Genomic DNA, 16,132 nt, shown 5'->3' with positions numbered 1-16,132 from the left:
TGGATCCTCAATACGCGAGCGCCACGCGCACGTGGAGCTTGTTCCTGCTGGTGGCCGCCACCTGGCCCACGTGCAGGCCGTGGCCGTAGTCGAGCTGCACGCTGGCCGCGCCGCCCGCCGAGACACGCAGGCCGAGGCCCGTGCTGGAGATCGCGGTGCGATGCAGCTCGGCCGGGAGTGCGCGATTGCGCTCGCCCCAGGCCGTGTCGTAGAAGCCGAGCAGGCGGCACTGCCAGCCCGCGCGGCCGCACAGGTCGGGCGTGTACAGTTCGATGTTGGAGACGATGCCCGTGTCCGTCGCGAGATCGCGCTCGCCGAAGCCGCGCACGGATGTCGCGCCGCCGGCGCCGAACTGCTCGCCCGGCACCAGCGCGTCGTGCGTCCACTGGCCGTTCAGCAGCACGCGCGTCTGCCAGTCGTGTGCCACGAAGTTGGTGAAGGCGGCCGCGAAACGCACCATGCGGTAGCCTGCCTTGGCGCCGCTGCGCACGGCCGCGAAGTCGTCCGCGCTGCCGCGCGAGCCGCCCGGCACGTTCTGCAGCAGGGCGATGGAGAAATCGGCCTGGCCGTCGGCCGTCGCGTGGCCGCCGGCCCAGGCGATGCTCAGCGGGCGCACGGTGACATCGTTGCCGAAGTTCTGCGTGCCGAAGACGACGTTGTTGCGGTAGGCCTTGACGTCGAAGCCAAGGACGATGCGGCTCTCCAGGTTGCCGCGCTTGGGCAGCACGTGGTTGTAGCGGCCGCCGTAGACCGTGCCCTTGCCGCTCACGGCGAGGTCGAACAGGCCGGCGTTGACGGCGCCCGAGTCGACGTCCGAATAGCTCGCGAACAGGTCGATCGAATCGCCCAGCGCGTACAGCGGCACGTGGTAGCCGGCGGCCCACACGGCCACGCGGTCCGGGCGCTCGGCCGTCGTCGTGTACTGCAGGGTGCCCACGTGGTCGCGGCCCCACAAGTTCGCATGCTGCAGCAGCACGCCGGCGTGGGTCTGGCCGGTGGACTCGGTGCCCGTGTTGTCGGCATTGAACATCACCTTCCACGGACGCTCATCGGCCACTTCGACCTTCGCGTCGACCGCGTCTTCGCCGTTCGCACCGGCGAGGCTCAGCTTGACCTTCTTCGCCGGGTTCTCGTTGACGAGTCGGAGGTTGCGCGACACCTCGGCCAGGTTGGGCGTCGCACCCGGGACCAGCGTGGGCAGGCTCGCGCGCACGTTCGCCTCGGAGAACCGGCGGTTGCCCGTCACCTCGACCTGGCGCACGGTCGTCTGCACCACGTGCAGGCGCACGACGCCGCCATTGAGTTCCTGTTCCGGCAACTGGACGGTGACGACGTTCCAGCCGCGCGCGTGGTACAGCGCCTCGAGCGCTTCCAGCGCGCGCTGGACGTCGCCGAAATCGCGGCCCGTGCCCGTGTACGGGGCGACGGCGGCCTGCACGTCGGCTGCGGGCAGCAGCGTATTGCCGCTCACATCGAAGCGGCTGATCTCGAACCGGATCGCATCGTCGGCCCAGGCGGCGCCGACGGCGGCAGCCAGCACCGAGCCCGCGACCAGGCGTGCCAAGCGTAGTTTCATGTTGTGGATGACCATATCGTTATTGTTCTGGCCCATGCATCCCCGGGCCCCTCGACGAGTGTAAAGAGGTTTTACTTGCTTGAGAGAAAAATAGTGGAGAATGCCGGGATCTTCCCCACGGGATGGGGGGAATACCGGATACCGCGTTGTGCGACCGATACATTTGATACGTCGCCCCTGCGGAGGCGGGGGGCCATGCCGAGGCGCCGAAGTCAGTCTGTCGATCGAACTTGCTGCGTTTCCAGGGTACGGGATTCGGCCGACCAGCATAGGTTCCCGCTTTCGCGGGAACGACGAGCCACTGTCATTTCGTCTCGAACGTCGTCACGCCATCCCACCCTGCCCCCGGCGGGTCCGCACGCCAGTGCGCGATCCGTTCCAGGTACAGGGTGTAGAGCGCGCGCTGCGGATGCGCCGCGTGCAGCGCCGCGATCGCGCCTTGCGCGCCATCCCAGTCCTGCGCGCGCACCTTGGCCAGCGCCCCATCCCACGCGGCCAGCTCGTCCAGCACGGCGGGATCGAGATCGGCCGGCTTGCCGAGCGGTTCGAAGATCGCCACCGGCTCGTTCTTGCCTTTTACACGGACGAGATCCAGTTCGCGGTAGACGAATTCGGGGGCGGCCAGGCGCGTCGCCTCGCCCACCGCGATCCCGACGCCGTACACCTTCGTGATGCCTTCCAGGCGCGAGCCCAGGTTCACCGCGTCGCCCATCACCGTGTAGGCGCGGCGGATCGCGGAACCCATGTCGCCCACGTGCATCAGGCCCGAGTTGATGCCGATGCCGATCGCGAGCGGGGGCCAGCCGCGCCGCTGGAAATCCTCGTTCAGGCGCGCCGCGCTGGCCTGCATCAGCAGCGACGTGGCCACCGCGCGGCTCGCGTGGTCGGCGAAGGCGACGGGCGCGCCCCAGAAGGCCATCACGGCGTCGCCGATGTATTTGTCGAGCGTGCCCTGGTGGCTGCCGCGGATGTCCTCGGACATCGCCGTGAGATAGAGATTGATGTACTCGCGCAGCGCCTTCGGCGACAGGCCTTCCGAGATCGTCGTGAAGCCGCGCACGTCGACGAACATCACGGACAGCTCGCGGCTTTCGCCTTCCATCGTATAGGCTTCGGGATTCTCGGCCATCTGCGCGACCAGTTCCGGCGCCACGTATTCGCCGAAGCGCGAGACGAGCGCGCGGCCCTTGCGGTGCTCGAAGAACCAGCCCCACGCCAGGTTCAGCACGAACAGCACGGCCACCAGCAACAGGCAGATGAACATGTCGGTCGTCCAGTCGAGCGCACGGTAGGCGTACCAGTTGAGGCCCACGACGGCCGCGAAGGCGAAGCCGGACGTGAGCACGGCCGCCAGCGGCGCGAGGGCCGGCAGCAGCAGCGACAACGCCAGCCCGACGACGATCACCTGCGCGAACTCGATGCCGGAGGCGTAATCGGGATGCGTCTTGTAGTGCTGGTCGAGGATGGACTTGATGACGTTGGCGTGCACCTCGACGCCCGGGTACTCCTTGTTGACGGGCGTGGCGCGCAAGTCCTGCAGGCCGGGCGCCGTCGTCCCCACCAGCACGATCGCGCCCTTCAGCACGCGCGGGTCCACCCGTCCCGCCAGCACGTCCGCCGCCGACACGTAGCGGAACGCTCCGCCCTGCGGCCCGCCCGTGCCGCGGAACTGCACGGCCGTGAGCAGGCCCAGGCCGACCGGGATGCGGCGCTTGCCGCGGGTGCCCACCACGCGGATGGCGTCGGCGGCGCCGCTGTCCGCATCGTACTCGCCGAAGTCCGGCGTCAGCTTGCCGGCATCCAGGTACACGGCGGCCGTCGCCAGCGCCAGCGACGGGTAGTAGCCGTCGCCGATCTGCTGCAGCAGCGAACTGGATCGCACCATGCCGTCGTCGTCGGAGATCACCGTGAAGCTGCCGGCGCCGCGCGCGGCCGCCTGCAGGCGCGCCAGGTTGGCCTCGTAGCCGTCCGCCGCGTAGGCGACCAGTTCGCGCCCCCGCAGGTCGGCCGCCGTGAACGCGGGCGCCGGCAGCACGCCCCGCTTCACGTCGGCCAGGTTATAGCCCAGCACGACGGGCCGGCCTTGCAGCGCTTTCGCGAACAGCCCGTCGTAGTCGAGCGCCGGTTGCAGCTGCGCCAGTTGCGCGCGCAGCGCGGGAACGTCCTTCAGCTCGTGCGCCGCCAGGCGGTCCAGCACCGCATAGCCGGAACTCGTGTCCGGCTCGGGAAAGGAGATGTCGAAGCCGATCGCGGCGGCGCCGTAATGCCCGGCCAGCTGGTCGACGAGCTTCGCCAGCACGTTGCGGCTCCAGGGAAAACGCCCGACCTCGCCCAGGCTCTTCGTGTCGATGTCGACGATGACGATGCGCGGATCGAGCACGGGCGCCTCCAGGCGCATGCGCACATCGCCGATGATGGTGTCCTGGCGCGCGATCGCGTGGCTGCTCCACATGCCCATCACGTAGGCCAGCGCGGCCAGCGTGAGCGCCAGCCCCAGTGCCCAGCGCGCGCCGTAGCGGCGCAGCAGCTTCACGGCGTGTAGCCCGGGATCGCCGCCTCGTCGACGTGGTCGATCTGCGACGGATCCAGGTTCTTGCGCGCGAATTTCAGGTACACCTTCTGGCGCACGAAGATGTCGAACAGGTCCGGGTCGATGTGGCCGTTGAGGGCGAACTTGCCCAGGATATGCAGCGATTCGGACAGCGACTTGCCCTTCTTGTACGGGCGGTCGCGCGCCGTCAGGGCCTCGAAGATGTCGGCGATGGCCATCACGCGCGCCTGCACGGACATCTGCTCGCGCGTGAGGCCGCGCGGATAGCCCTTGCCGTCCATGCGCTCGTGGTGGCCGCCGGCGTATTCCGGGACGTTCTTGAGGTGCTTCGGCCAGGGCAGGGATTCGAGCATGCGGATCGTCACGACGATGTGGTTGTTGATGATCTTGCGTTCATCGTCGTTGAGTGTACCAAAGCGCACGGTCAGGTTGCGTACTTCGTCCTCGTCGAGGAAGTCCCGTTCCTGGCCGTCCGGCCCCGTCCAGCGGACCGCGGCGATGCGGCGCACGCGCTCCTGGTCGTCCGGCGACATGCCTTCGCCGCCGATGTTCGCCTGGCGCAGGAAGTCGCGGTCCGCGCGCAGGCGCGCCTGCTCGGACGCGAGGCGGTCGGCGATCGCGGCGCGGTTCGCCCCGGGCTGGCATTGCGCCTTCAGCGCGCGGATCTCGGCGTCGCGCAGCAGCACCTCGAAGCGCGTGTCGATCATGTGGATGCGGTCGAAGATCGTTTCCAGCTTCGTCGCCTTGTCGACGACGTGGACCGGCGTCGTGATCTTGCCGCAGTCGTGCAGCAGGCCGGCCAGCCACAGTTCGCGGCGGTCGCGGTCGCTCATGCGGAACGACGCCATCGGCCCGAGGGGCGTCTCGTGCACGGCCTCGGCCAGCATCATCGTCAGCTCCGGCACGAACTGGCAATGGCGGCCCGTGTACGGCGATTTTTCGTCGATGCCGATGTTGATCAGGTTGACGAGGGCTTCCAGCAGCTGTTCCATCTGCACGACGAGCTGCTGGTTCGTGAGCGCGACGGCCGCCTGCGCCGCCAGCGCCTCGATGAAGCGCTGGTCGGTGTCGGAGAATGCGCCGATCTCGCCGGTGTCCCGGTCCTTCGCGTTGATCAGCTGGAGCACGCCGAGCAGTTCGCCCTCGTGGTTCGTCATCGGCACCGTCAGGATCGACTTGGACCGGTAGCCGAACGTCTGGTCGAACGAACGCATGCCCGAGAAGTTGAAGACGTCGGCCTTGTAGACGTCGGCGATGTTCACGGACTGGTGGAAGTTGGCCGCATAGGCCGCCACCGACGCGAGGTTCTTGTTGCCGTGCTGGTCGTACAGGGGAATCGGCGGCAGGTCGATGGACACACCACTGGCGCCGCCCTGGTAGAGGTCCAGCGTGTCGTTCAGCGAGATGTGGAAGCACAGGCTGCGCTCGTCGCTGCTCGGGCGGTACAGCGTGCCGCCGTCCGCATGCGTCATGCTCTTGGCGACCTTCAGGATGCGGTCGAGGAAGGTGCCGATGTCATGGCCGTCGCCGAGGGCGACGCTGACCTCCGTGAGCAGGTCGAGGCGCTCCACGATATTGGCCGGGGTGAGCTCTTGCATGTGATGTATCGCCACATTAGTTGCCGCTGTGAAATTCTACCACAGTGTAACGTCATTACGCCCTGCTGTACACCAACCGATGCATAATTGCAAATTCCAGATAATCAGTTACAAATAAACGTTATGATCTGACATATATTGCAACGGTGCTGGCCTGGCCGCGACAAAAAACAGAGCAGACGACGAGGCTGCACAGCAAGGGGAGTCCCAATGAAATTCAGATTCTGGGGAGTACGCGGATCGATCCCGTCCCCCGGGCCGCGTACCGTGCGCTACGGCGGCAACACCACGTGCATCGAGGTGCGCGGCGACGACGGCACCCTCGTGGTGCTGGACGCCGGCACCGGGATCTACGCGCTCGCCCAGGACCTGATGCGCCGGCGCGCGGAAGACGGCGCGCCCGTGCGCGCCAACATCTTCATCACGCACAGCCATTGGGACCACATCCACGGCCTGCCCTTCTTCACGCCGCTGTTCGTGAAGGGCACGCGGGTCTGCCTGCACGGCGCCCACGATCCCGTCACCGGCCAGGGCATCGAGCATGTGATGGGTGTGCAGCTGCAGAACAGCTACTTCCCCGTCAGCGAGGAACGGATGGACGCCACCATCGATTACCGGACCCTGGACATCGGCGTGCCGCACGCCGTGGGCGACGTGGTCGTGCACAACGTCGTGATGAACCACCCCGTGACGAACCTCGGCTACCGCGTCGAATGCAACGGCCGCGCCATGTTCTTCACGGGCGACCACGAAGCGTTCTTCAACCCGCACGCGCCCGGCAGCGCGGCCTACGACGCGGCCCAGCGCGAGATCGAGCGGCGCGAGCGGGAGATCGAGCGCGCCATGGAAGGCGTCGACGCACTCGTCGCCGACTGTTCGTACACGTTCGAGGAATATCCCGCCAAGCAGGGCTGGGGCCACGGCACGTTCGACGGCGCCATCGCGCTGGCGCTGAAGGTCGGCGCGCGCAGCCTGTATTGCACCCACCACGAGCCGACCCGCTCGGACGACGAGCTGGAAGCGGTGTTCGCGCAGGCCGTCGCGCGCTGGCGGGACCGGTTGAACGGCCTCGCCGTGACGCTGGCTTTCGAAGGCCTGGAAGTGGAGCTCTGATGAGCGGGGACTTCGTGGAACAGCGCAAGGGAGACCGGCGCGCGCCCGACGACACGGCGCGGCGCCTCGACTTCCAGCGCCGCCTGCAGGCGATCACCACGAGGATCCACGCCACCGCCAACCTGGACCAGATCATGCTCGACCTGGGCCAGGACTTCTGCGACCTGTTCGATGCCGACCGCTTTACCCTGTACGCCGTGACGCCGGCGCAGGACGCCCTCGTCGCCAAGGTCAAGACCGGCCTGTCCGAAATCCGCCACCTGCAGCTGCCGATCGGTCCCGGCTCCATCGCCGGCTTCGCGGCGCTGGCGCGCGCGACCGTCAACATCGCCGACGTCTACGACGAGGCCGAGCTGCGCCGCCTGGCGCCCACGCTGCGTTTCCAGCGCGGCGTCGACCAGCGCACGGGCTACCGCACGCGCGAGATGCTGGTGGCGCCGCTGATCGACGCGGGCGGTGCGCTGCTCGGCGTCATCCAGTTCATCAACCACCGCGCCGGCGGCCCCTTCCCCCAGCTGTGCCTCGACGGCGTGAAGCAGTTGTGCGACACCCTGGCCGTCGCGTTCAGCCAGCGCCTGCGCGCCCCGCTGCCGCGCGGCCGCTACGATGCCCTCGTAACGCGCGCGGTCCTCGCCGTGCAGGAACTGGAACTGGCCACGCGCCTCGCGCGCGAGCGCGATGCCGACATCGAGGACGTGCTGCTGTCCGACTTCCACCTGAAGCCGGGCCAGATCGGCGAGGCGCTGTCGGCGTACTGCGGCCTGCCCTACGAAGCGTTCCGCGCCGAGCGCGTGAAGCCCGTCGAGCTGCTGCGCAACCTGAAGCCGCAGTACGCGCTCGAACACGGCTGGCTGCCGCTGGAAGATGGTCCCGACGGCCTCGTGCTGATGGCGCTGGACCCGGAGCGCGTGGCCGCCAGCCACATCGCCGCGCAGGTGTTCGGCCGCGCGCGCATCGCATGGCGCGTGACGACCCGCCACGACCTGCGCCAGACGGTGGCCCAGTTCTTCGGCGGGGCGGTGGCCGACGACACGAGCGTGGGCGAACTGCTGTCGCACCTCGACGAGGAAGGCGATCCGGACGAGGAGACCGAGGGCGGCAGCACCGAGGTCTCGGCCGCCGTCGAGAACGAACTGGTGAAGCTGCTGAACCGGATCATCGTCGACGCGCACCGCCAGGGCGCGTCCGACATCCACATCGAACCGCAGCCGGGCCGCGGCAAGACGGGCATCCGCTTCCGCAAGGACGGCGTGCTCGTTCCGTACATCGAGATCCCGGCCAGCTACCGCAACGCCCTCGTCGCGCGCGTAAAAATCATGTGCGACCTCGACATCTCCGAGCGGCGCAAGCCGCAGGACGGCAAGATCCGCTTCCGCAAATACGGTCCGCTCGACATCGAACTGCGCGTGGCGACGATCCCGTCCAGCGGCGGCGTCGAGGACGTCGTGATGCGCATCCTGCAGGCCGGCGAACCGATCCCGCTCGACAGCCTGGGCATCCTGCCGCACAACCTGGCGCGCCTGAAGGCCGCCGTCGCCAAGCCGTACGGCCTGTTCTTCGTGTGCGGGCCGACCGGCTCGGGCAAGACGACGACGCTGCACTCGATCCTCGCGCACCTGAACACGCCGGAGACCAAGATCTGGACCGCCGAGGACCCGGTCGAGATCACCCAGAAGGGCCTGCGCCAGGTGCAGGTCAACCGCAAGACGGGCCTCGACTTCGCCACCGTCATGCGCGCTTTCCTGCGCGCCGATCCGGACGTGATCATGGTCGGCGAGATGCGTGACCGCGAGACGGTCAGCACGGGCATCGAGGCCTCGCTGACGGGCCACCTCGTGTTCTCGACCCTGCACACGAACAGCGCGCCGGAATCGGTCGTGCGCCTGCTCGACATGGGCATGGACCCATTCAATTTCGCCGACGCCCTGCTGGGCATCCTGGCGCAGCGCCTCGCACGCCGCCTGTGCACCGCGTGCCGCCAGCCCTACCGCCCGGACGACGCCGAGGTGGAGGCGTTGCTCGACGAGTACTGCGAAGAGCTGCGCGGCCAGTCCTCGTACAAGACGGACCCGCAGGCCGCGCGCGCGGCCGTGCTGGCCGGCTGGCGCCAGCGCCACGGCGACGCTTCCGGGCACTTCACGCTGTACCGCGCCGTGGGCTGCGCCGAGTGCAACAAGGGATACCGCGGGCGCGTCGGCCTGCATGAACTGATGCTGGGCAGCGAGCGTATCAAGCGCCTGCTGACCGAGCACGCACGCGTGGCCGACCTGCTCGCGGCCGCGCTGGAGGACGGGATGCTGACCCTGAAAATGGACGGCATCGAGAAGATCCTGGGCGGCGTCACCGACATCAAGATGGTGCGTGCCGTCTGCATCAAATGACCTGCCAACCGCAACTCACTACAGGAGAGTAACGTAATGAACCGCATCGTTCCGCCGATCCTGGCGGCCACCGCCATCCTGCTGTCCGGCTGCGCCGCCGACGGCGCCAAACCGGCGCAAGGTGGCAACACCTACCTCGATTCGAGCTACACGCCGACCGGCACCCTCATCCCGCGCAAGGCGCCGAGCCGCACGGACAACCTGACGATCGTCGACAAGCAGGCGCTCGAGAACGACCGCACCAACGGCAGCGGCACCAACAACTGGGCAGCCGGCAAGCCCTGAATCGCAACACGCCATGGCACACGGGCCGGAGATCGCATCCCCGGCCCTTTTTCATTGCACCCCGGTCAGTCGTTCGCGTTCTGTACGAACACCGCCGCCGTGCGCGCCGGGATCGCGAAGATGCCGACGCCGGGCACGAAGGTGGAGGCCTTCACGACGTCGTCGCTGCCGTTGCGCTGGATGCGATGCAGCTGCAGCTTGCGGCCCTTCAGTTCCGGGATCGCGATCGTCTTCGGGATCTTGTCCACGTTGAACACGACGACGACCGCCTTGTACCGGGCGCCCGGATAGCGCGCACCATCGATGCTCAGCGCGACGAGTCCCGGCACCTGGTTCGGTCCCACGTTGTAGAACTTCAGGCGGTCGATCACGTCCTGCGCCGTGCGCATGCGGAACAGCGTGCTGTCCGCGCGGATCGCGAGGAAGTCTTCGAACGCGTTCTTCGCGGCGAGGATCGCGCGCGTGTCCGGCTTGATCAGCGGGTTGGCGAGGATGGGCGCCATCAAGGACCAGTTGTCCTGGTTCTGCCCCGCCATCGGCAGGCCGACGCCGAAGTTATTCGACGCGTAGCTGTAATCCAGCTTGTTGAACCAGTCGCCGGCGTTGTAGCTGTCGCGGTCGAGCGATTTCGAGCGCAGGATTTCCTGGCCGGCGTGGAAGAACGGGATGCCTTGCGCCAGCACGTTGATCGCGGCACCGAGCGTCTGCACGCGCACGCGGTCGGACAGCGAGGTCGCTTGCGGCAGGCGGAACGCGTTGATGTCGAACAGCGTCTGGTTGTCGTGCGCCTCGATGTAGTTGATCGTCTCGGCCGGACTCGCCGCGAAGCCGGCCTGCTGGCCGAAGTAATCGATTTGCGCGTTCGTGCGCTCGTTGCCGAAGCGGTCCGTGAAGCGGTAGTCGCGCAACGTGCCGGACAGCGCGACGCGCACGAGGTCCGCGAGGCGCAGCGCATCGTCGCGGGTCTGCGTCGACAGTGCGTTCGGGTCGGTGTAGACGCCGTTGATGAAGCCCTGCTCCTTGACCAGCGCCTGGCCGCCGTCGCAGCAACCGCCGCCGCGCACCGTGTCGCGCATGCGGTCGTTGAACGAACCGATGCCGGTGCCCGCCATGTTGGCCTGGCGCGCCTGCACGAAGCGGGCGTCGTTGCCGACGGCGCCGAAGTTCCACGCTTCGCCGTACAGGTAGATGTCGCGGCCCGCGGCCTGGTTGACGCTGACCTGCAGGCGCTTGACGAGATCCAGCGGCGACAGGCCCATGATGTCGAAGCGGAAGCTGTCGACCTTGTACTGGCGCGCCCACAGCGACACGGAATCGATGATCAGCTTGCCCATCATCGCGTTTTCCTGCGCGGTGTCGGCGCAGCAGCTGTCGTTCAGGATGTGGCCATCGTTGGCGAGGCGGTAGTAATAGGTCGGCACGATGCGGTCGAGGACCGACAGCGGACCTTGCTGCGACTGGCTCGTGTGGTTGTACACGACGTCCATCGTCACGCGCAGGCCGGTCTCGTGCAGCGCCTGCACCATCGCGCGGAACTCGCGCACGCGCACGGCGCCGTCGTCGGCATTCGTCGCATAGCTGCCTTCCGGCGTATTGTAGTGGACCGGGTCGTAGCCCCAGTTGAAGCAGTCCGTATCCGCCACGGCGGCGACTGCGGCCTGCTGCGCGGTCGAATCCGCGCCCGCGTTCGGAATGGCCGGGGTGACGCAGCCTTTTTCGTCGACGCTGGCGATGTCGAAACTCGGCATCAGGTGCACGTGCGTCATGCCCGCCTTCTGCAGCGATTTCAGGTGACGCATGCCGTTGGCGTCGCCGTCCGTGAAGGCCAGGTATTTGCCGCGGTGGGCGGCCGGCACGGTGGCGTCGGACGCGGAGAAGTCGCGGATGTGCAGCTCGTACAGCGCGATGTCGGTGGGCGCGTCCAGTTTCGGAATGCGCTGGTCGTCCCAGCCGGCCGGCTTCAGTTGCGGGCTGTCGAGGTTCGCGACGAAGCTGCGCGCGCTGTTCGCGGACAGGCTCAGCGAATACGGATCGGTCACGGTGTTCGTCACGATCTTGTTGTCGGCCCAGCGCGACAGCACCTGCACGGTGTACGTGTAGTAGGCGCGGTTGGCGAGCGTCGGATCGTTCGACGTGGCGCTCCACACGCCGCTGGCCGCGTCGCGCGTCATCGGGACGGTCGTCGCGGTCGCCGCGTTGGCGCTCGCGTACAGGTTCAGCGCGACGGATTTCGCCGTCGGCGCCCACACGCGGAACGTCGCGCGGCCGCTGCGGTCGAACGTCACGCCCAGTTGGGCCTGCACCGCCTGCGCCGCGTACAGATCGTCCAGCAGGCCGGCCGTCTGCAGCGACGTCACCTGCACGAGGTTGCCGGCACCGTCGTACTGGGCGATGGCGAACTGGCCGCTGACCAGCGATGCGATCCTGGCCGCATCGGCGTCCTTCAGGCGCAGGCCGGTCGCGCCGGCCAGGTGCGGATATTTCTGGCGAATGGCGTCCGGCAGCGCGGACACGGTGAGGTCGAAGGCGACCTCCGCGCCGCTGAGGCCCACGGGACCGCCTTCGCTCGCCGCGAGACCGCCGTTCGCGGCATGGAACAGTTTATAGGTGCCGTCGGTGGGCACGCCCGGCCAGGCCAGCGTCGTGCTGGTGAGCCACTGGGCGTTGGCGAAGGCGAGATTGCCGAAGCTGAGCGCGGGCTGGGTGGCGTAGACCGCGCAGTCGCCTTCGAGCATCCAGGCTTCCTGGCCCTTCGTGGCGACGTCGGCATTCAAGTCGGCGTGCTGGTCGGCGCCGCAATTCTTGCTGCCGTTGCCGTCGGTGACGAGGAACCAGATCGCGCTCTTGCCCGCTGCCACCGGAATATCGACGTAGCCGCCAAAACCGTCGGTGCCCGTGAACATGAAGCGGTCGGTGATCCACGCCGAACTGGGATGCTGCGGACCATCCCACGAATATACGCCCCACTGGGCCGTGTCGTTCTGGACGCGGTGGAAGTGCATGCGGATGCTGCCCGGCGCGACGGGTGTGGCCGTGGTGGCGCTGGCCGCCAGCAACCGCGTGCCGGACTGGGTGGCCTGCTGGCCGGAACCGCCGGCGCCGCAACCGGCCAGCAGCAGGCTGGCGCAGGCGGCCGCGGCGAGCCCCAACCATGAAGTCAAACTACTTCTCAATATCATATTGTCCCCTCTTCATTCTTATTCTGACCGACGGGCGTGGCCCGGACGGCAACGCTGGCCGACGATCGCATGTAATATTACTACGTCGTTAGTAAAAATGAAAAGAAAACCGGGGTCAGAGCCCGATTTTTGGAAATTGCCCAAACCCGGGCTCTGACCCCGGTTTTGGGAAATAAAAAAGCAGCCTGGAGGCTGCTTGTGGATGACGGCGCGGTGCGCTTACAGGATGTGGGTGCCGACCCACCACGCGATCGCCGCCATGAACGCCGACGCGGGGATGGTGAAGATCCAGGCCCATACGATGTTACCGGCCACGCCCCAGCGCACGGCCGACGCCTTCTGCGCCGAGCCGACGCCGACGATGGCGCCCGTGATGGTGTGCGTCGTCGACACCGGCACGCCGATCGCGCTGGCGATGAACAGCGTGATGGCGCCACCCGATTCCGCGCAGAAGCCGCCGACCGGCTTGAGCTTGGTGATCTTCTGGCCCATCGTGCGCACGATGCGCCAGCCGCCGAACAGCGTGCCCATCGAGATCGCCGTATAGCAGGAGATGATGACCCACAGCGGGGGCGTGGCATCGCCGGCCTTGGAGACGCCGGCCACGATCAGCAGCATCCAGATGATGCCGATGGTCTTCTGCGCGTCGTTGCCGCCGTGGCCCAGACTGTACGCCGCGGCCGAGAACAGCTGCAGGCGGCGGAACCACGTGTCGACCTTGCGCGGCGGGGTGCGCACGAAGATCCACGACACGGCCAGCATCACGAGCGAACCGAGGATGAAGCCCAGCAGCGGCGACAGGATGATCCATTGCACGGTCTTGAGCAGGCCGCCGCCGACCAGCGCGCCGGTACCGCTCTTGGCGACGGCCGCGCCCACCAGGCCGCCGATCAGGGCGTGCGAGGACGACGACGGAATGCCGTAGTACCACGTGATGATGTTCCAGATGATCGCGCCGACGAGCGCTCCGAACACGACGTAGTGGTCGACGATGTGCGGGTCGACGGTGCCCTTGCCCACCGTTGACGCCACGTGCAGGCCGACGGTGAAGATGGCGACGAAGTTGAACATCGCGGACATCGCGACGGCCGTCTGCGGACGCAGCACGCCCGTCGACACCACCGTCGCGATCGCGTTGGCGGCGTCGTGGAAGCCGTTCATGAAGTCGAAGACCAGCGCTAAAAAGACGAGCAGGCCCAGCACATAAATGCTGATATGTAGAGAGTCCATGTTGTTTTTGTTGTTCCGGTCGTTACGCGTTCTCGACGATGATGCCTTCGATGATGTTGGCAACGTCTTCGCAGCGGTCGGTCACGGTCTCGAGGATTTCGTAGATGGCCTTCATCTTGATCAGGTTGCGCACGTCCGGCTCGTCGCGGAACAGCTTGGACATGGCGGCGCGCATCACGTGGTCGGCGTCCGATTCCAGGCGGTCGATCTCTTCGCAGATGGCGACCATCTTCTGGGCGTTGTCCATGTTGTGCAGCATGCCGACGGCCTGCTGGACCTTTTCGCAGCATGCCAGGCACAGCTCGGCCAGGCGCTTCGCTTCCGGCGTGACGGCGTGCAGGTCGTACAGCGAGATGGTCTGGGCGGCGTCCTCCATCATGTCGAGGATGTCGTCCATGCGGGTGATCAGCTTGTGGATGTCGTCGCGGTCGAGCGGCGTGATGAACGTCTTGTGCAGCAGGTCCACGCATTGGTACGTGACCTTGTCCGCCTGTTTTTCGATGCTCTCCACGGCGTGCGTGCGGTTTTCCAGGTCGTCGAAGTTGGTCATCAGGCCGACCATCTCTTGTGCACCCTTCACGCACAACGCGGCGTGCTGGTTGAACAGGTCGAAAAATTTGCCCTCCGTGGGCATCAGGCGTCCAAACATAGGTTCTCCGTTGGGTAAATCTCTTGGGACTTCTTTGAAAGTCGCGGCGCCCGTTCCAGGGTGGACCGGGCGCCGCGATCCTTGACTGCCGCCGGCTTAATCGCCCTGGTACACAGCCAGGTTGCCGGTGTAATTGCCGAACTTGGTGTACATGCCCATCCAGGTCACGCGAATGGCGCCGATCGGGCCGTTACGCTGTTTGCCGATAATGATCTCGGCAGTGCCTTTGTCGGGCGAGTCCGGGTTGTAAACTTCGTCACGATACAGGAAGATGATCACGTCCGCATCCTGTTCGATAGCGCCCGATTCGCGCAGGTCGGACATCACGGGACGCTTGTTGGGGCGCTGTTCCAGCGAGCGGTTCAGCTGGGACAGCGCGATCACCGGGCATCCCAGTTCCTTCGCCAGGCCCTTCAGGCTACGCGAGATCTCCGAGATTTCGGACGCGCGGTTGTCGCCCGGCTTGGAACCCTGCATCAGCTGCAGGTAGTCGACGATGATCAGGCCCAGCTTGCCGCACTGGCGGGCCAGGCGGCGCGCGCGGGCGCGCATCTCGATCGGGTTCAGCGCCGGCGTCTCGTCGATGAAGATCTGCGCATCGTTCATCTTCTGGATCGCGTGCGTCAGGCGCGGCCAGTCCTCGTCCAGCAGCTTGCCGGTACGCAGGCGGTGCTGGTCGAGCTGGCCGATGGAGCCGAGCATACGCATCGCCAGCTGCACGCCGCCCATCTCCATCGAGAAGATCGCGACCGGCAGTCCGGCGTCGACCGCCACGCTTTCGCCGATGTTGACGGAGAACGCGGTCTTGCCCATCGACGGACGGCCGGCGACGATGACGAGGTCGCCCGGCTGCAGCCCGGACGTCATCTTGTCGAGATCGGTGAAGCCCGTCGGGACGCCGGTGATCTCGCCCTGGTTGTCGCGGCTGTACAGCTCGTCCACGCGCTCGACCACCTGGGTCAGCAGCGGCTGAACGGGCAGCCAGCCCTGGGCGCCGCGGGCGCCCTGCTCGGCGATCGCGAAGATACGCGATTCCGCCTCGTCGAGGATCTGCTTGACCTCGGCGCCTTGCGGATTGAATGCCTTGCCGGACACTTCGTCGGCAACGGTGATGAGCTGGCGCAGCACGCCGCGATCGCGGACGATCTCGGCATAACGGCGGATGTTGGCGGCGGATGGCGTGTTCTGCGCCATCGCATTCAGGTACTGCAGGCCGCCGACGTCCTCGGCCTTGCCGAGCTGGACGAGCGCCTCGTACACGGTGATCACGTCGGCAGGCTTGCCGGCATTGATCAGGCGGACCATCTGTTCGAAGATGATCCGGTGGTCGTAGCGGTAAAAATCCTCCGCATGCATGAAGTCGGCAATGCGGTCCCACGCCGCGTTATCGCGCAGCAGGCCGCCGATGACGGACTGTTCTGCTTCGATGGAATGCGGGGGGATGCGGAGCGACTCGATCTGCGGGTCTGCTGGGGTGTTCATGGCCGGCATTATACCCGTTCCCGATCAGGCGCTGAAATCATTGGTGAGTTTCCAAAAACGAATTATTTTTGCTGTCGCAAAAATAATT

Annotated in this window: 10 protein-coding genes; 3 read left to right on the top strand and 7 right to left on the bottom strand. The window is 66.8% G+C overall.

Features of this window, described 5'->3' with window-relative positions; genetic code table 11:
- Positions 1–7: 7 nt before the first annotated feature.
- The 3 genes from ASD28_RS28805 to ASD28_RS28795 all read right to left on the bottom strand — a co-directional run bounded on the left by ASD28_RS28805 (position 8) and on the right by ASD28_RS28795 (position 5,725).
- Positions 8–1,576 carry a ShlB/FhaC/HecB family hemolysin secretion/activation protein gene (locus ASD28_RS28805; RefSeq protein ID WP_056136931.1) on the bottom strand — a complete coding sequence of 523 codons (1,569 nt, stop codon included), beginning with the start codon at positions 1,574–1,576 and terminating at the stop codon, positions 8–10.
- A 304-nt stretch (positions 1,577–1,880) separates the two neighbouring features.
- Positions 1,881–4,109 (bottom strand): adenylate/guanylate cyclase domain-containing protein, encoded by a 2,229-nt coding sequence (locus tag ASD28_RS28800; protein WP_229412436.1) that lies wholly within the window; start codon positions 4,107–4,109, stop codon positions 1,881–1,883.
- Positions 4,106–5,725 (bottom strand): HD family phosphohydrolase, encoded by a 1,620-nt coding sequence (locus ASD28_RS28795; RefSeq protein ID WP_056136753.1) that lies wholly within the window; start codon positions 5,723–5,725, stop codon positions 4,106–4,108. Before ASD28_RS28795 ends, ASD28_RS28800 begins: the two co-directional genes overlap by 4 nt.
- 210 nt (positions 5,726–5,935) lie before the next feature.
- On the opposite strand from ASD28_RS28795, the gene ASD28_RS28790 reads away from it, so the two are divergent.
- The 3 genes from ASD28_RS28790 to ASD28_RS28780 are packed head-to-tail and all read left to right on the top strand — an operon-like array spanning position 5,936 to position 9,504.
- The gene (locus ASD28_RS28790) at positions 5,936–6,838 is read left to right on the top strand and encodes an MBL fold metallo-hydrolase (RefSeq protein WP_056136751.1); all 903 of its coding nucleotides are present in this window, start codon (positions 5,936–5,938) and stop codon (positions 6,836–6,838) included.
- On the top strand, positions 6,838–9,219 hold the full coding sequence (locus tag ASD28_RS28785; protein ID WP_082577195.1) for an ATPase, T2SS/T4P/T4SS family: 2,382 nt from the start codon (positions 6,838–6,840) through the stop codon (positions 9,217–9,219). The genes ASD28_RS28790 and ASD28_RS28785 overlap by 1 nt, the downstream gene beginning before the upstream one ends.
- A 36-nt stretch (positions 9,220–9,255) precedes the next feature.
- The gene (locus tag ASD28_RS28780; RefSeq protein WP_056136749.1) at positions 9,256–9,504 is read left to right on the top strand and encodes a hypothetical protein; all 249 of its coding nucleotides are present in this window, start codon (positions 9,256–9,258) and stop codon (positions 9,502–9,504) included.
- 65 nt (positions 9,505–9,569) lie between these two features.
- Here the strand turns inward: ASD28_RS28780 and ASD28_RS28775 are convergent, their stop codons facing one another.
- The 4 genes from ASD28_RS28775 to ASD28_RS28760 form a co-directional block, all read right to left on the bottom strand.
- Positions 9,570–12,665 (bottom strand): alpha-1,6-glucosidase domain-containing protein, encoded by a 3,096-nt coding sequence (locus ASD28_RS28775; RefSeq protein ID WP_229412069.1) that lies wholly within the window; start codon positions 12,663–12,665, stop codon positions 9,570–9,572.
- A gap of 237 nt (positions 12,666–12,902) precedes the next feature.
- Positions 12,903–13,913, bottom strand: coding sequence for an inorganic phosphate transporter (locus ASD28_RS28770; protein WP_056136745.1), 1,011 nt, complete (start codon positions 13,911–13,913; stop codon positions 12,903–12,905).
- Between the two features lie 22 nt (positions 13,914–13,935).
- Positions 13,936–14,562, bottom strand: coding sequence for a DUF47 domain-containing protein (locus ASD28_RS28765; protein WP_056136743.1), 627 nt, complete (start codon positions 14,560–14,562; stop codon positions 13,936–13,938).
- Between the two features lie 96 nt (positions 14,563–14,658).
- Positions 14,659–16,044 carry a replicative DNA helicase gene (locus ASD28_RS28760; RefSeq protein WP_056136924.1) on the bottom strand — a complete coding sequence of 462 codons (1,386 nt, stop codon included), beginning with the start codon at positions 16,042–16,044 and terminating at the stop codon, positions 14,659–14,661.
- Between the last annotated feature and the right edge of the window lie 88 nt (positions 16,045–16,132).

The sequence above is a fragment of the Massilia sp. Root133 genome (genome assembly GCF_001426525.1).
GTDB classification, from domain to species: domain Bacteria; phylum Pseudomonadota; class Gammaproteobacteria; order Burkholderiales; family Burkholderiaceae_D; genus Telluria; species Telluria orientalis.
The sequence above is the reverse complement of the archived record's forward strand: the minus strand, read 5'-3'. Positions and strand labels throughout refer to the sequence as shown.